The sequence below is a fragment of the Rhodobacteraceae bacterium LMO-JJ12 genome (assembly GCA_021555075.1).
Classification (GTDB): Bacteria; Pseudomonadota; Alphaproteobacteria; order Rhodobacterales; family Rhodobacteraceae; genus JAKGBX01.
In genome coordinates, this window is sequence record JAKGBX010000002.1 from 63,960 (window position 1) to 77,815 (window position 13,856).

The 13,856-nt window shown below is 59.3% G+C and carries 15 protein-coding genes; 5 read left to right on the forward strand and 10 right to left on the reverse strand.

Annotation, left to right across the window (positions count from 1 at the left end):
• Positions 1-3 precede the first annotated feature (3 nt).
• The 6 genes from LZG00_12350 to LZG00_12375 form a co-directional block, all read right to left on the reverse strand.
• The gene (locus tag LZG00_12350; protein ID MCF3594787.1) at positions 4-627 is read right to left on the reverse strand and encodes a LysE family translocator; all 624 of its coding nucleotides are present in this window, start codon (positions 625-627) and stop codon (positions 4-6) included.
• Positions 628-630: 3 nt separating this feature from the next.
• Complete coding sequence (locus tag LZG00_12355) at positions 631-1,002, reverse strand: GFA family protein (protein ID MCF3594788.1); 372 nt, start codon at positions 1,000-1,002, stop codon at positions 631-633.
• An 11-nt stretch (positions 1,003-1,013) separates the two neighbouring features.
• Complete coding sequence (locus tag LZG00_12360) at positions 1,014-1,583, reverse strand: helix-turn-helix domain-containing protein (GenBank protein MCF3594789.1); 570 nt, start codon at positions 1,581-1,583, stop codon at positions 1,014-1,016.
• Between the two features lie 96 nt (positions 1,584-1,679).
• Positions 1,680-2,132 carry a GAF domain-containing protein gene (locus LZG00_12365; protein MCF3594790.1) on the reverse strand — a complete coding sequence of 151 codons (453 nt, stop codon included), beginning with the start codon at positions 2,130-2,132 and terminating at the stop codon, positions 1,680-1,682.
• Between the two features lie 22 nt (positions 2,133-2,154).
• Positions 2,155-3,192, reverse strand: coding sequence for an alpha/beta hydrolase (locus tag LZG00_12370; GenBank protein MCF3594791.1), 1,038 nt, complete (start codon positions 3,190-3,192; stop codon positions 2,155-2,157).
• A gap of 105 nt (positions 3,193-3,297) precedes the next feature.
• A complete protein-coding gene (locus LZG00_12375) occupies positions 3,298-4,470 on the reverse strand; it encodes an acetyl-CoA C-acyltransferase (protein MCF3594792.1) in 1,173 nt (390 codons plus the stop codon).
• Positions 4,471-4,572: 102 nt separating this feature from the next.
• On the opposite strand from LZG00_12375, the gene LZG00_12380 reads away from it, so the two are divergent.
• From LZG00_12380 to LZG00_12395, 4 genes are all read left to right on the forward strand, one after another.
• Positions 4,573-4,911: an STAS domain-containing protein gene (locus LZG00_12380; GenBank protein MCF3594793.1), complete on the forward strand. Its 339-nt coding sequence runs from the start codon at positions 4,573-4,575 to the stop codon at positions 4,909-4,911.
• 58 nt (positions 4,912-4,969) lie between these two features.
• Positions 4,970-5,443: an ATP-binding protein gene (locus tag LZG00_12385; GenBank protein MCF3594794.1), complete on the forward strand. Its 474-nt coding sequence runs from the start codon at positions 4,970-4,972 to the stop codon at positions 5,441-5,443.
• A 341-nt stretch (positions 5,444-5,784) separates the two neighbouring features.
• Positions 5,785-7,359, forward strand: coding sequence for a gamma-glutamyltransferase family protein (locus tag LZG00_12390; GenBank protein ID MCF3594795.1), 1,575 nt, complete (start codon positions 5,785-5,787; stop codon positions 7,357-7,359).
• Positions 7,360-7,408: 49 nt separating this feature from the next.
• Positions 7,409-7,792 carry a rhodanese-like domain-containing protein gene (locus LZG00_12395; protein MCF3594796.1) on the forward strand — a complete coding sequence of 128 codons (384 nt, stop codon included), beginning with the start codon at positions 7,409-7,411 and terminating at the stop codon, positions 7,790-7,792.
• A gap of 31 nt (positions 7,793-7,823) precedes the next feature.
• Here LZG00_12395 and hspQ read toward each other — a convergent pair whose 3' ends face one another.
• Positions 7,824-8,150 (reverse strand): heat shock protein HspQ, encoded by a 327-nt coding sequence (gene hspQ / locus LZG00_12400; GenBank protein ID MCF3594797.1) that lies wholly within the window; start codon positions 8,148-8,150, stop codon positions 7,824-7,826.
• A 203-nt stretch (positions 8,151-8,353) separates the two neighbouring features.
• On the opposite strand from hspQ, the gene LZG00_12405 reads away from it, so the two are divergent.
• Complete coding sequence (locus LZG00_12405; GenBank protein ID MCF3594798.1) at positions 8,354-8,944, forward strand: lytic transglycosylase; 591 nt, start codon at positions 8,354-8,356, stop codon at positions 8,942-8,944.
• A 55-nt stretch (positions 8,945-8,999) separates the two neighbouring features.
• Here the strand turns inward: LZG00_12405 and LZG00_12410 are convergent, their stop codons facing one another.
• From LZG00_12410 to LZG00_12420, 3 genes are all read right to left on the reverse strand, one after another.
• The gene (locus LZG00_12410) at positions 9,000-9,602 is read right to left on the reverse strand and encodes an outer membrane lipoprotein carrier protein LolA (GenBank protein MCF3594799.1); all 603 of its coding nucleotides are present in this window, start codon (positions 9,600-9,602) and stop codon (positions 9,000-9,002) included.
• Positions 9,603-9,722: 120 nt separating this feature from the next.
• A complete protein-coding gene (locus LZG00_12415; GenBank protein MCF3594800.1) occupies positions 9,723-12,623 on the reverse strand; it encodes a DNA translocase FtsK 4TM domain-containing protein in 2,901 nt (966 codons plus the stop codon).
• 14 nt (positions 12,624-12,637) lie between these two features.
• The gene (locus LZG00_12420; GenBank protein MCF3594801.1) at positions 12,638-13,816 is read right to left on the reverse strand and encodes an aminotransferase class I/II-fold pyridoxal phosphate-dependent enzyme; all 1,179 of its coding nucleotides are present in this window, start codon (positions 13,814-13,816) and stop codon (positions 12,638-12,640) included.
• Positions 13,817-13,856: the final 40 nt, after the last annotated feature.

Consider the following 13,856-nt stretch of genomic DNA (forward strand, 5'->3'; position numbering starts at 1 on the left):
TGTTTACTCCCAGATAAGACGGACTGCGAGGCCGCCGAAGATGAGTGCGGTCAGCTTGTTGAGCGGACCGGTTATACGTTGCAGCGCAGTGCGGAAGACCCCTGCGGCGGCGCCATAGGCGGAGGTGATGATCATGCCGGTGAGCGAAAAGAGCACACCGAGGATCAGGATTTGATGCCATATCGGGCCGATGGCCGGGTCGGCGAATTGCGGCAGGAAGGCGAGGATAAAGAGCGCCACCTTCGGGTTGAGAAGATTGGTGATGAACCCGCGCTTGAGGGCGGAATAGAGACGCTTTTCGCCATTTGAGTGGTTCGGTTGAACGGGTGCCCGCCATGCTTTGACGGCGAGCCATAACAGGTAGGCCGCACCGACCCAGCGAAGGAATTCATAAGCCAGGGGGCTGGCCATCAGCAGGGCGGACAAACCGAGGGCGGCGAGGATCGTGTGCGTCAGACCGCCGAGCGAAATACCTGCCGCCGCCGCAATCCCTGCGCGCGGGCCGCCGGAGAGCCCCGAAGCAGAGGCAAACAAAACGTCAGCACCGGGCGTCAGGTTGAGCAGGATGCCGGCGCCGAGAAAGGCCGAAATGGTGAGAGGGTCCATGGCAAGTAGCGTCTCTAACATTGGCTATTCCTTCTGCGGCAAGCCATCGGCGATGGTGTAGTAGTCGCCTTTGTCGGCGGTGAAGATATGCTTTTCGAGGTTGAGCCCGGTTGGTTTGCTCAGAGCGCCGAGAGCGAAGCTGATCGTGTCTTCATCGTGCGCTTTCCAGAACAGGAAGGAACCGCAGCGCGGGCAGAAGCCGCGCTTGGCGGTTGCGGAGGAGGCAAACCATTTAGCTGCGCCGGAGATGGTCAGATCCGATTCGGTCACGTAGGCAGACGACCAGATTCCGCCGGATTGGGCGCGGCATTGGCTGCAGTGGCACATTGAAGCGCCTTTTGGGGCGGCGGCGGTTTGGAAAGTGATATCGCCGCAGAGGCAGCTGCCTTTGATCATGTGTAGTCGTCCTAATACACCGGGGGGGCGATGACCCAGATCGCCTGGGCCGGTTGATCATAAGGATTGGCCCATTCAAAAGGTTCGCCCCGGATGCGGAAGCTGTCGCCTGGGTGGATGGTGAAACAGCGCCCCGAAATGGTCAGGTCGAGCTTGCCCGTGATCAGGTAGCCGACCTCTTGGGTGGGACGGGTAACGACCTCGTCGATACGCGAGTGCGGCTCAAACGTGGAATGAACCATTTCGAAATCATCGGTGAGGTCAGGAGAAAGCAATTCCTCGACCAAACCAGCATCATTGGAGCCGATAGCGCGGCGCGCGTCTTTGCGAACCACAAGGCCAGCCTCGTTAGCGGGTGCTGGTGCTTGGCCGAAGAGAAGTGACACGGGCACATCCAATGCAGCGGCGAGATGGCGCAGATCGGTGATGTTGGGTTCGGAGAGGTCACGCTCAACCTGGCTGAGCCAGCCGACGGAGCGGCCAAGCCTATCCGCCAGATCGTTCAGTGTCAGCCCACGCGATTTGCGAAGGGCACGGATGTCGAGGCCGAGTGTGGCTGGGTTTGCCGGATGATGTTGCATTTTGTGGCCGTGAAATTTGAGCGTCGTTTTTCACGGTGACTGATTCGCGTGAAAAAACAAAGAAAAATTTCATGGCGAGTGATTTCGTATGGTGGATCAGGCGCCGAAAATGCGCGTCAGAATGCCGGAAAGGCGGTTTGCATCCTCGGGCGTGAAGGCGGCGGGTTGATTGCTGTCAATATCGAGCACGCCGAGAAGGGTGCCATGGGCGTCCTGAACGGGGATAACCAGCTCCGAGCGCGTACTGCTGGCGCAGGCGATGTGGTCTGGGAAAGCCTCGACATCATCAACTAGCTGCACCTGCCTGGTGCGCGCAGCGGCACCGCACACGCCGCGAGAGAACGGGATTTGCAGGCAACCGTGGCCACCTTGGTAGGGGCCGATCTTGAGCATTTCCGGGCCGGTTACACGATAGAAGCCGGTCCAGTCAAAGCGATCATCGGAATGATGAATCTCGCAAGCGAGGGTGGCCATAAGCGCAATAATGTCGTCTTCGCCAGCGGCCAAGGCGAGCAGGGATTGTTCAAGCGTGTCGTAGTTGACCAGCATGGGGAGACCTTTGCGGGACGTTTCAGGAAAGAGCGCTCTTGAGCCAGGCTGCGGATTTCTGGATGGCATCGCGGCCTTGGGGGATAACTTTGGTCAGTGAAAGGAAGGCGTGGACCTGACCGGGGTATTTGAGCAGTTCGACGGGTACACCCGCATTATCCAGCGCTTTGGCGTGCGACAGGCCATCGTCCCATAGCGGATCATGCCCGCCGATAATAATCATGGCGGGGGGCTGAGTGGCGAGATGCGGTGATAGCAGGGGAGAGACGCGGGGATCGGTGCGATCTTGGCCGTCCGGGAGGTAGAGCGAGAGATACCAGTCAATCCGATCGGCGGCGAGTAGGGGTTGATCGCGCAGATCCTGCATGGATTTTGAAGTGAGGCGGCCGTCAAGGCCGGGATAGATCAGCAATTGGGCCGCCGGAAGCGGAAGGTTCGCCGCAAGGAGGTCGTGCATCAGGCAGGCTGCCAAGTTGCCCCCGGCGCTATCGCCGCCTACGGCGAGGTGTTCGGGCGTGATGTTGAGACCGCCGGCACCATCGAGGAGGGCATGGTAACAGGCCAGCACATCATCGGGCGCGGCGGGGAATTTGTGTTCGGGTGCGAGGCGGTAATCATAGGAAATAACGCGAACACCGGAGAGATCGGCCAGCGCGCCGCAGAGTCCATCGTGAGTGTCTATACTGCCCTGCACCCAGCCACCGCCATGGAGATAGAGCAGCGTGGGTTGTGCGGCGTTGGGGTCACGCCCGGCGGGGGTATAGATGCGCGCGGCACGTTCGCCCGCTGCGCCGGGGAGGGTGATGTCGGTTTTGTTGACGGAGGGCGGGCAGGGATGCTCGAACTTGGAGGCGAGCGTGGCGATCTGGGCGCGGCTTTGTTCGAGTGTCGGGGGCTGATCGGGATCGCGCAAAAGCGAAACGAGATCGGTCGCGGCCTGTGCCTTAGGGTCGATTTGGCGACCGGCGATTGTGGTGAGGCGCCCGGCATAGACGAAACGCACGAGTGGTTCGGGCAGGAAAACCTTTAGCAGCCCCCAGATCAGTTTCAGTTTTTGCATGTGCCGTCCCCCTTGTTGGCGCGATGATAGGGGCGAAGTGCAAGCAGGGGAAACCGAAAACAGCCGGGATTATGGCCCCGGCTGATTCAATCGTTTTAGGGTGTATTAGACCCGCTCAATCGCTATCGCGGTGCCTTCGCCGCCACCGATACAGATGGCCGCGATACCCCGTTTGAGGCCGCGCTTTTCGAGGGCATTGAGCAATGTAACCACGATGCGGGTGCCGGACGCGCCGATGGGATGGCCAAGGGCACACGCACCGCCGTTGACGTTCACGATATCGCGGGTGAGGCCCATTTCCTTCATGAAGGCCATGGGAACAACGGCAAACGCCTCGTTGACCTCCCAGAGATCGACATCGAACTTGTCCCAACCAAGACGCTCAAGCAGCTTTTGCGCAGCGGGGACCGGCGCGGTCGGGAACATCGCCGGAGCCTGTGCATGAGAGGCATGGCCCAGAATGCGGGCGCGGATATTGAGGCCATTGGATTCGGCATGATCGCGTGAGGCCAACACAAGAGCAGCGGCACCATCGGAAATTGACGAACTATTGGCGGCAGTGACCGTGCCACCCTTGCGGAAGGCGGGTTTCAGCATCGGGATCTTTTCGGGGCGTGCCTTGCCGGGTTGCTCGTCGGTGGTGATCATCTCTTCGCCGGTGCGCGAATGGATGGTGAAGGGTGAAATTTCATCAGCGAAGGCGCCAGTGCGTTCGGCCTCCAGCGCGTTGGACAGGGACGCCAGCGCATATTGGTCCTGTGCCTCACGGGTAAATTGGAAGGCTTCGGCGCAGTCCTCGGCGAAAGTGCCCATCAGGCGGCCCTTGTCATAGGCATCCTCAAGGCCGTCGAGGAACATGTGGTCCTTGACCTCTTGGTGGCCGATACGGGCACCACCGCGCATCTTGGGCAGGATGTAGGGGGAGTTCGACATTGATTCCATGCCGCCAGCAACCATCGTGGAGTTGTGGCCGAGCGCGATTTGATCAAAGGCCATCATCGCGGTGCGCATGCCCGAGCCGCACATCTTGTTGAGCGTGGTGGCAGGCACCTCTTCACCCAGACCAGCGGCGAAACCGGCCTGACGTGCGGGGGCCTGACCCTGACCGGCGGGCAGGACGCAGCCCATAAGGAGTTCATCAACTGTCTGGACGCCTGCGTCCCTGAGCGCGGCGCGAATAGCAGAGCCGCCGAGCTCAGCAGCAGCGACGCCGTCGAAGACACCCTGAAACCCGCCCATAGGCGTGCGTGACGCTCCTGCAATAACAACCTCGTTCATGATAATTCCTCCGATTGGTTGGGCCCTGCATACCGAATGGTAAGGATTGCGGTCTAGTCTAAGGGGCAATCTTACGTAGTTATACGGCACCCTGGAGGCAAGATGAATCTGGAAACTAGCGACGCGGGCGACTTTCAGGTCGTGACAGTTCAGGAACAGCGAATCGATGCGGCGGTGGCGATCCGTTTCAAGGACAGAATGCGAGAAGTGACCGCCACCGATTCTCCGCATGTCGTGCTGGACCTCAGTCAGGTGGAATTTGTCGATTCCAGCGGGCTGGGCGCCATCGTTGCGGCGATGAAGCAGTTGGGCAGCACGCGGCGGCTGGATCTGGCCGGGCTGACGCCGGCGGTAGAGCGGGTGTTCCGCCTGACGCGAATGGACACTGTGTTCACCATTCACGAGAGCGTGGCGCAGGCGCAGGCGGTCTACATCAGTTAGGCTTGCGACGATGCGACCGGAAACAAACTCAGCATTCAGCATCGGAAGAATAGGTGGCATGCCAGAGGACAAGTTGGCGCAACCGAATAGGCCTGTTTGCATCAGGCTCTCCTTTGTCAGCGGCGAGTTGGAGGTGCGCGCCGCGCTTGGTCAACTCATGCGCGCGCTTGCGCCAATAAGATTGGCCGATGTGGATGAAAACACTGTTGAACTGGTGCTGGGCGAGGTTCTCAATAATGTTGTGGAGCACGCATATGGGCCAGATGCCTCGGGGCGGATCACCATGGACTGCGTTTTGGAGGAAGGAAGCTTACAGTTCTGTGTCCGTGATGGCGGGAGAGCCCTTCCAGGGAAGCATCTGCCGGTTGGTCGCGCGCCTGATCTCGACCGCCCCTGCCATGAGTTGCCCGAAGGCGGTTTCGGCTGGTTTCTGGTGCACAGCCTTGCGGTTGAGTTGAGCTATCGACGTGACGCAGAACGCAACGTGTTGAGCTTTGGCATTGCGTTGAGCCAAACTGGTGGGGCGGCCTGACACCGGTGCAATCTATGTTGGTGGCCAACCCTGCCCGGCCAGGACCAGCTTGATGAACGGGTTCAAACCGCTCTCGCCATGCTTTGATAGCGCAGCGGACAATCTTTGAATCGCCCAAATTCGCCCGCAATGCCGCCCAATTTTGATGTGATACAGAAAGGGTAGCTGCATATAGCTTCCCTCGGCGCCGCGTGTTAACAGCCCCCACCCAGTGCGCGGTGCCGAGGTACTTATTTCCCCCCTTCCATAAATTGATGTCCTTCAGTCGAACGCAACGATGCGATTGGCAATTCAACGCACGCGCCCTAGGGTTCAGCAAGATTGACCAAGGGGTGTTTCGTATGCGTGATTTTCAATTTCCCGGACGATCGGCGGTTCTGGCGACGAACGGCATTTGCGCGACGTCGCATCCGCTGGCTGCGAAGGCTGCAGTCAACATCCTTGAACAGGGCGGAAACGCGATGGATGCCGCGATTGCCGGTGCGGCTCTGCTGGGGATTTGTGAGCCGCAGATGACGGGGATTGGCGGAGACTGTTTTGTTCTTTTCAAACCAGCCGGGTCGAATGAGATCAGGGCGCTGAACGGATCGGGCCGGGCAGCGGCGGCCGCCAATGCGGCGGCGTTGCGAGAGGCCGGTCATGCGGCAGTGCCGCCACATGGGCCGGATGCCGTGACCATTCCGACGGCGGTGGATGCGTTTTGCCGGTTGAGCGAGGATTGGGGTAAGCTGGGATTGGAGGCTCTGCTGGCGCCCGCGATCCACTATGCCGAGGCGGGCGTTCCGGTGGCACCGAGGGTCGCGTTTGATTGGAATGCTGCCGGTGCGACACTGAGCGGGCATGGCATCACGCATTTTATGTTTGACGGAAAGCCGGGGCAGGTGGGTCAGGTCTTTCGTGCACCAGGGCAGGCAGAAGTGCTGCGCAGGATCGCCAAACACGGGCGCGACGCCTTTTACACGGGCGAGGTGGCCGAGGATATGCTGGCCGCGCTGCATGCACGCGGTGGGGTGCATACGGCGGCGGATTTTGCAAATGCGCAGAGCTTTTACACCGACCCGGTTGCGGGGAACTACAAGGGCGCGGAATTGCTGGAGCATCCGCCGAACGGGCAGGGCGCGATTGCAAACTTGCTCCTCAACATCCTTGGGCATTTTGACATTGCTGCGATGGACCCGATGGGCGCGGAACGCGCGCATATCGAGGCAGAGGCGAGCAAGCTGGCCTATGATGCGCGCGACAGATTCCTGGCAGATCCCGACCATACCAAACGGTTGGATCACCTGCTATCGCCGCAAACGGCGGCTAAGCTGGCCGCGCTGATTGATCCTCGTCGCGCTATGGTATCGGCGGAAAGGACCAGCGGCGAGGTCCATAAGGATACGATTTATATCACGGTGGTGGACAAGGACCGCATGGCGGTTTCCCTGATCAATTCGATTTTCAAAAGCTTCGGCGCGGGATTTGCCAGCGAGAAATTCGGCATTTTGTTCCAAAACCGTGGAACCGGATTTACCCTGCAAGAAGGGCATCCGAATGAACTGGCCGGGGGCAAACGGCCGATGCACACGATTATTCCGGGAATTCTGAATTGGAATGGTGAAACCATGCCATTCGGCGTGATGGGCGGGGCATATCAGCCCTGTGGCCACGCGCGGTTGATCACGAATCTGGTGGATTTCGGGATGGACCTGCAAAGCGCGATTGATGCGCCGCGGTGTTTCGCCGAAGGTAACGTGATGAAGGTTGAGCGCGGGTATGACGAAAAGGTGCGTCGCCAGCTGTCCGAGCTGGGCCATGAGGTCAGCGTTCCTGATGGACCGCTTGGGGGTGGGCAGGCGATTGTGATCCGCGAGGATGGCATTTTGGAAGGCGCTTCGGACCCGCGCAAGGATGGTATCGCGCTGGGCTATTGATGCCAAAGCGCAAGGCGGCATGAAAGCCACAAATTTGGAGAACGGAAAGATGGGCATCACCCCAGTGAAAGAGATGGTCGCGACGGCCAAGGCGCAGATCACATCGCTGTCGACGCAGGAGGCGGAGGCGATGGTAGCGGCGGGAGAGGCGCTGTTGGTGGATATCCGCGATCCGCGCGAGTTGAGCCGTGACGGGCGCATTGAAGGGGCATTTCATGCGCCGCGCGGGATGCTGGAATTCTGGGTCGATCCACAGAGCCCCTATTTCAAGGAAGCGCTGGCGACCGACAAGACGTTGGTGTTGTTTTGCGCCAGTGCCTGGCGTTCGGCACTGTCGACCAAGCAGCTCAAGGACATGGGGGTGGAGAATATCGCCGAGATGGAAGGCGGATTTTCGGCATGGAAGAAGGAAGGGCGACCCGTCGCGGAGTGAGGGCGAGAACGGTGCGTGATTTCACGCGCCTTCAATTCAGTTGGAAATGCAGCGGATAGGTTCCGTCTTCGAACGGGCCGAAGAGATCGGGGATATCCGGATGATCAACGGGTTCCCCGGAATAGTCGGCGATCAGGTTTTGTTCGCTGACATAAGCTACGTAGTAGCTTTGATCATTTTCGGCCAACAGGTGATAGAACGGCTGTTCCTTTTCAGGGCGCGATTCTTCGGGAATGGCATCATACCATTCTTCGGTATTGTTAAATTCGGGGTCGACATCGAAGACAACGCCGCGAAACGGATGTTTCCGGTGTCGGACGATCTGGCCCAAGTGGTACTTTGCTAGTGTTTTACGCATCATTCAGCAGCCCCTACTCTCAGAGCATAGCGCTTTCAAGCCCCGCTTGTCCATTTGTGCCAGGTCAATTTCGCGGAAACAGTCTGTGTTAACAAGTTTAACAGTTGTGAAGGGCGCCGCCGCGAGAAGGTCTGTAATTCTGCTTTAGAAGTAGTGGAAAACAAGTTAAAATAAGAAAAAACAATGAAAAAGCGAGAGGCACAATGAGCAGACCCCTTCGCGCCCTGATTCTGTTGATGTTGCTGGCCAGTTGTGGCGGCGGACGGGACTATAAGGCCCCGCGCGAGTTCGACAACGCCTGTACCATCCTGCAAAGCAGGCCGCATTATGTGCGCGCGTTTCGCGCGACTGAGAGAAAATGGAACGTGCCAGTGCATGTGCAGATGGCTACGATCTATCAGGAAAGCAGGTTCAAGGCCGATGCGCGCACGCCGTATCGTTGGGCTATCGGGGTAATTCCGATGGGTCGGCAATCGAGCGCCTTTGGCTATTCCCAAGCGCTGGACGGGACCTGGAAGGAATATCTGGCAGAGACGGGCCGTCGCAGTGCCAAGCGCGACGACATTCGCGACGCAACCGATTTCATGGGTTGGTATATGAATACCACCAAAGCGCGCAACGGAATCGCGCTGCATGACGCGCGCAATCAGTATCTGGCCTATCACGAAGGGCATACCGGCTATAGCCGCGGTTCTTACAACAGCAAGGCCTGGCTGATGCGAATCGCGGGTGAAGTGGGCGATAGAGCGCAGGTTTATGAGGCGCAACTCAAAGGGTGCCGACGACTGAGATAGGCTTGGCCGCCCCGGATTAGGTCCGGGGCGGGCCTCTGAAGCGTGCCCTGCGCGTTCAGCGCTGGGGTCTATTGGTGTTGAGCTCGATATCAAACAGCCGCGAAGGCAGGTTTCCGCCTTTGCTCAGCGCGCCCAGAACGACCGTGGTGCGCGAGCCCGAATCATCGTTGATGATCCATTGGCGCAACTCGATCGGGTTGCCTGTGAACTTGAGCTGAATATTGCCGTATTCGGGATGTTCCGGGTCCTGGGCCGTCACGATTGTTGCCGTGCCGTCGTCGGTATGGCCGGTCACCATGTTGGCGCGTGCGAGATCGACGTTCTTGGCGAGGATAATCTTTAGTGGTGTCCGATTGAGCGGATAGGTTTCGGGACCTTGATTGGTTTTCGAATCAAAGATCGCTACCGCACCGGCCGAGGCCAGAACGAGGGTTTTATCCGGTGGATTGTATTCGAAACGAATATTTCCGGGTCGTTTGATATAGATTGTTCCGGTCGAAATAGTGCCATCATCGTTCACCTGCGTGAACGCGCCTTTGGCGGTTTGCATCCCGTTGAGGTATTGCGAGATTGCGTTTAGCGACAGCTTTTCGGCCCAAGCGGGCGCGGCAATGGCGCTGGTTAGGGCGGTAACAAGGGCAAGACGACCCAATTTCATAACTCGAACCTCATGGTGGTTGGCGGGCAAATCCGTAGATAGGCACAGTTTGCTGCAAACCCAAATGATAGGCGATAACAAGCCGGTGCTTCGGGAGAAAAGGTGGGCAGTTTGCCCACGTTACCCTTGTTCGGGAATCAGAATTTCGCGTTTGCCGACGTGGTTGGCAGCCGAGACGAGGCTTTCGTCCTCCATTTGCTCAACGAGTCGTGCGGCTTTGTTATAACCAATGCCGAGCTTGCGCTGAATGTAGGAGGTGGAGCATTTGCGATCCTTGATGACGATGGCAACCGCTTGGTCGTAAAGCGCGTCTTCGCCATTGGTGTTGCCACCTGTCGAAAGGCCGAGAACGGCGTCGATATTGTCGGCCTTTTCATCGTCAACGCCCTGCACGACACCGCCGACATATTCGGGCGGACCATAGGCTTTGAGATGGGTGACGATTTCCTCGACCTCTTCATCAGAGACAAACGGGCCGTGGCAACGCGTGATCTTGGCACCACCGGCCATGTAGAGCATATCGCCCATGCCCAAGAGCTGTTCGGCGCCCATTTCGCCAAGGATGGTGCGGCTGTCGATCTTGGATGTGACCTGAAACGAAATTCGGGTGGGGAAGTTGGCCTTGATCGTGCCGGTGATGACATCGACCGAGGGGCGCTGAGTCGCCATGATGATGTGAATGCCCGAGGCGCGCGCCATTTGTGCGAGGCGTTGAATGCAGGCTTCGATTTCCTTGCCCGCGACCATCATGAGGTCGGCCATTTCGTCGACGATAACGACGATATAGGGCATTTTCACCGGTGTGATTTCTTCGCTTTCGAATATGGGTTCACCGGTGTCATCATCAAACCCGGTTTGCACGGTGCGATCAAAGGTTTCGCCCTTGGCCAGCGCATCGGCGACGCGGGAATTGTAGCCATCAATGTTGCGCACGCCCATCTTGGACATCTTGCGATAACGCTCTTCCATCTCGCCGACGACCCATTTCAGCGCCACAACCGCCTTTTTAGGGTCTGTTACGACCGGGGACAGAAGATGCGGAATGCCGTCATAGACGGATAGTTCGAGCATCTTGGGGTCGATCATGATCATGCGGCACTCTTCAGGCGTCAGCTTGTAGAGAAGCGACAGGATCATCGTATTGATTGCGACGGATTTACCCGAGCCGGTGGTGCCCGCGATCAGAAGGTGGGGCATCTTGGCGAGGTTGGCCACCACGGGGTCGCCGCCGATATCCTTGCCCAGCGCGAGGGGGAGTTTGTGATTGCCATCGCCGAATTCGCGCGACGACAGGATTTCACGGAAACTGACCATCTCGCGGTTATCATTGGGCAGTTCGATGCCGATGACAGAGCGGCCCGGAACGGTGGAGACCCGCGCCGAGAGGGCGGCCATCGAGCGCGCGATATCATCGGCAAGGCCGATCACACGCGATGCCTTGAGACCCGGTGCCGGTTCAAGTTCGTACATTGTCACAACGGGGCCGGGGCGGACCGACACGATCTCGCCTTTCACTCCGTAGTCATCGAGTACAGTTTCCAGCATGCGCGCGTTTTCTTCCAGCGCTTCGTCAGACAGGTGGTGCCGTTCGATGTTGATCGGGTTGGACAAAAGCGACAGCGGGGGCAGTTCATAGGCCGCGCGATTGTCTTCGAATTGCAGCGAAGGCTGGGCCTCGGCCCGTGCACGGGTCGAGGGCTGAATCGGCTTGCGCTGGGGCTGCTGCACCACCTTTTTGGGTTGTGGTGTCGGGATCGCCATGGTCGGCTGGGGGACTTCCGCAGGTTTGAGCGGAAGGTGATCTTCGACCAATTCGGGGTCTTCGAAGTCGGGTTCGAAATCAGGTTGCAAGCTGGGTGCGGCATAGGCCTGAACGTCGCGCGCAGTCAGCGGCGGTTCGGGCGGCAGGGGGCTGCCGTCATGGGTGTTGAGCAGCAATGGCTCGGGTCCGCGTCCGCGTCCCTTGGTTAACGGCATCTGCACCGCAGGGTTTTGCCGCACACGCGACTTGATCACATCGGCGATGCGCGCCTTGATGTGTTCGTCGCTGGGCGCCTCGGGCTCGTGCTCATAGTGCATCGCGCGCTCGACAAGTTCGGGCTCGGGATCGGATTCGGGCATCGGTTCGGGGCGGCGAATCAGATTGGTCGCGCGCGAAAGAAGTCCCTGCCGTTCGACCTCGTACTCGGCTGCGCCAGCAGTGCGGAAATCGGGGTCTTGCACATGAATCGGATTGGGGGCGGCGGGGAGTGCCTCGGCCTGGGCCTCTTGCATGGCGGACCATTCCGCAGCGTCAGCGGCGGCTTGGGCGCGACGTTCGCGGCGCTCGGCATTGCGGGCCTGAAGCGATTGCGCAGTGGAAAGCGCGCCCCGGGCCGTGCGGCCCAGCAGCGCCATCAGTGTGGCATAAAGCAAAATCAGACCGATCAGCAGGAAACGTCCGGTTTGGCGGAGTTCGCCCTTGGTGAAACCCAGAACGAATGCACCGAGGGCGACCATGGACGCACCCAGGACAAGCGACAGGAGCTTGAGCCCGGTGGTGGCGCTGATTGGGAGGATGTTGATCAGACTGCCGAGGGCGGTTTTGCCAAACAACCCGCCCATTCCGAACGAATGGGTCCATTCCGGGCCGGGCACCAAAGTGGCGGCATAGATCGATAGCAACGCCACCCAGATCGGCGCAAAGATCAGCCGTGAAATGGCGCGTTCGTTACCACGATGCAGCGCAAAGCGAAGACCCCATGCCAGCAGAACGATGGCGACACCCCAGCTGCCCCAGCCGACGATCATGAACATCGGCGCGGCAAGAGACGCACCAAACCGGCCAAGCCAGTTTTGCACCGGCGCATCTGTGGCCGACATCCACCATGGATCAGAGGGCGCGTAAGACCCGATCATTGCAACAGCAGCCAACCCGCAAAAGAGTAGCGCAAAACCGATCAGCTCCTTGCCGCGTTTTTCGATGGCCTGTGCCATGTTGCTGTCGAGAAGCGGATCGCGGCCTCGTGTCTGGTATGCCATGTTTTCCCTCGTCCTCAGCTGTAGATGCAGTCGCGAAGCCGGATTAGCCCCTGCTGCATTTCTTGTTTGGGGGCGACCATTGCCGCCCGAATGTATCCCCGCCCCGGGTTGTGATCATTGACTTCGCGAGCGAGATAGGCGCCGGGCAGAACCCGCACGCCGGTCTCTTTCCACGCTTTGAGCGCGGCGGCTTCGCCATCCTCGACGGGAAGCCAGAGAAAAAATCCTGCCTCGGGGCCTTGGTAAGCCTGCACGCCGGAAAAGACCTCATCGGCGACGGCGTATTTTTCCTGATAGAGGCGACGGTTTTCGCTCACATGTTCTTCGTCGCGCCAGACGGCCGCAGCCGCAGCCTGCAACGGCAGGGGCAATGGTGCGCCGCCATAGGTGCGCAGTTGTTTCATCCTCGCGATGCTTTCTGGCCCACCGGCGACAAAGCCGGAGCGCAGCCCAGGCAGGTTTGAGCGTTTGGAGAGCGAATGAAAGACCACCACACGCTCGGGGTCGGCGCCCATCTCGGCAGCGATTTCGAGTGCGCCGGGAGGCGCCTCGTTGCGCCAAATCTCGGAGTAGCATTCATCGGCGAAAATCTTGAAATCAAATTGTTCAGCCAAGCCGATCAACTCGCGCAGGTAATCGCGGCTGGCCACTGCGCCCTGTGGATTGGAGGGCGAACAGATATAGGCGGCAGCGACACGATTGAGCATATCGGTGGGCAGGCCGGAGTAGTCAGGCAAATAACCGGTGGCACGGGTGGCAGGGACAAGAACGGGCCGTGCATTCACCGAAATCGCAGATACCATGTAGACCTGATAAAACGGGTTGGGCAGCAAAACGAGCGGTTGTTCGCCGCGCACCTTCTCGGGCACCAGCGCCATGCAGGCATTGTAGAGCCCTTCGCGGGTGCCATTGAGGGCCATGATCTGTGTGGACGAATCAACCGTCACGCCGTAGCGGCGCTTGAGCCAATCGGCGATGGCGCTCAGCAATTCCGGCGAGCCGTCATTGGGCGGGTAGCTGTTAAAACCAGCGGCATTTTCGGCAATGATATCAGTGACCCAGGGCGGAAACGCATGTTTCGGTTCGCCAATTGTCATGTGTGTTACCGCGCCACCGGGTTGGTGTCGGTCCAACAGCGCGCGCAGGCGCGGGAACGCGTAGTCCGGTAGGTTCGAAAACCGATCGGGAAACATGCCAATACTGCCTCTAGGTCGGAGTCGTTACTGCTCCGTT

Excerpts from the sequence above, each read along its gene's own strand:
- LZG00_12350 (MCF3594787.1), bottom strand. The coding sequence starts at position 627 with ATGTTAGAGACGCTACTTGCCATGGACCCTCTCACCATTTCGGCCTTT.
- LZG00_12355 (MCF3594788.1), bottom strand. The coding sequence starts at position 1,002 with ATGATCAAAGGCAGCTGCCTCTGCGGCGATATCACTTTCCAAACCGCC.
- LZG00_12360 (MCF3594789.1), bottom strand. The coding sequence starts at position 1,583 with ATGCAACATCATCCGGCAAACCCAGCCACACTCGGCCTCGACATCCGT.
- LZG00_12365 (MCF3594790.1), bottom strand. The coding sequence starts at position 2,132 with ATGCTGGTCAACTACGACACGCTTGAACAATCCCTGCTCGCCTTGGCC.
- LZG00_12370 (MCF3594791.1), bottom strand. The coding sequence starts at position 3,192 with ATGCAAAAACTGAAACTGATCTGGGGGCTGCTAAAGGTTTTCCTGCCC.
- LZG00_12375 (MCF3594792.1), bottom strand. The coding sequence starts at position 4,470 with ATGAACGAGGTTGTTATTGCAGGAGCGTCACGCACGCCTATGGGCGGG.
- LZG00_12380 (MCF3594793.1), top strand. The coding sequence starts at position 4,573 with ATGAATCTGGAAACTAGCGACGCGGGCGACTTTCAGGTCGTGACAGTT.
- LZG00_12385 (MCF3594794.1), top strand. The coding sequence starts at position 4,970 with ATGCCAGAGGACAAGTTGGCGCAACCGAATAGGCCTGTTTGCATCAGG.
- LZG00_12390 (MCF3594795.1), top strand. The coding sequence starts at position 5,785 with ATGCGTGATTTTCAATTTCCCGGACGATCGGCGGTTCTGGCGACGAAC.
- LZG00_12395 (MCF3594796.1), top strand. The coding sequence starts at position 7,409 with ATGGGCATCACCCCAGTGAAAGAGATGGTCGCGACGGCCAAGGCGCAG.
- hspQ (MCF3594797.1), bottom strand. The coding sequence starts at position 8,150 with ATGCGTAAAACACTAGCAAAGTACCACTTGGGCCAGATCGTCCGACAC.
- LZG00_12405 (MCF3594798.1), top strand. The coding sequence starts at position 8,354 with ATGAGCAGACCCCTTCGCGCCCTGATTCTGTTGATGTTGCTGGCCAGT.
- LZG00_12410 (MCF3594799.1), bottom strand. The coding sequence starts at position 9,602 with ATGAAATTGGGTCGTCTTGCCCTTGTTACCGCCCTAACCAGCGCCATT.
- LZG00_12415 (MCF3594800.1), bottom strand. The coding sequence starts at position 12,623 with ATGGCATACCAGACACGAGGCCGCGATCCGCTTCTCGACAGCAACATG.
- LZG00_12420 (MCF3594801.1), bottom strand. The coding sequence starts at position 13,816 with ATGTTTCCCGATCGGTTTTCGAACCTACCGGACTACGCGTTCCCGCGC.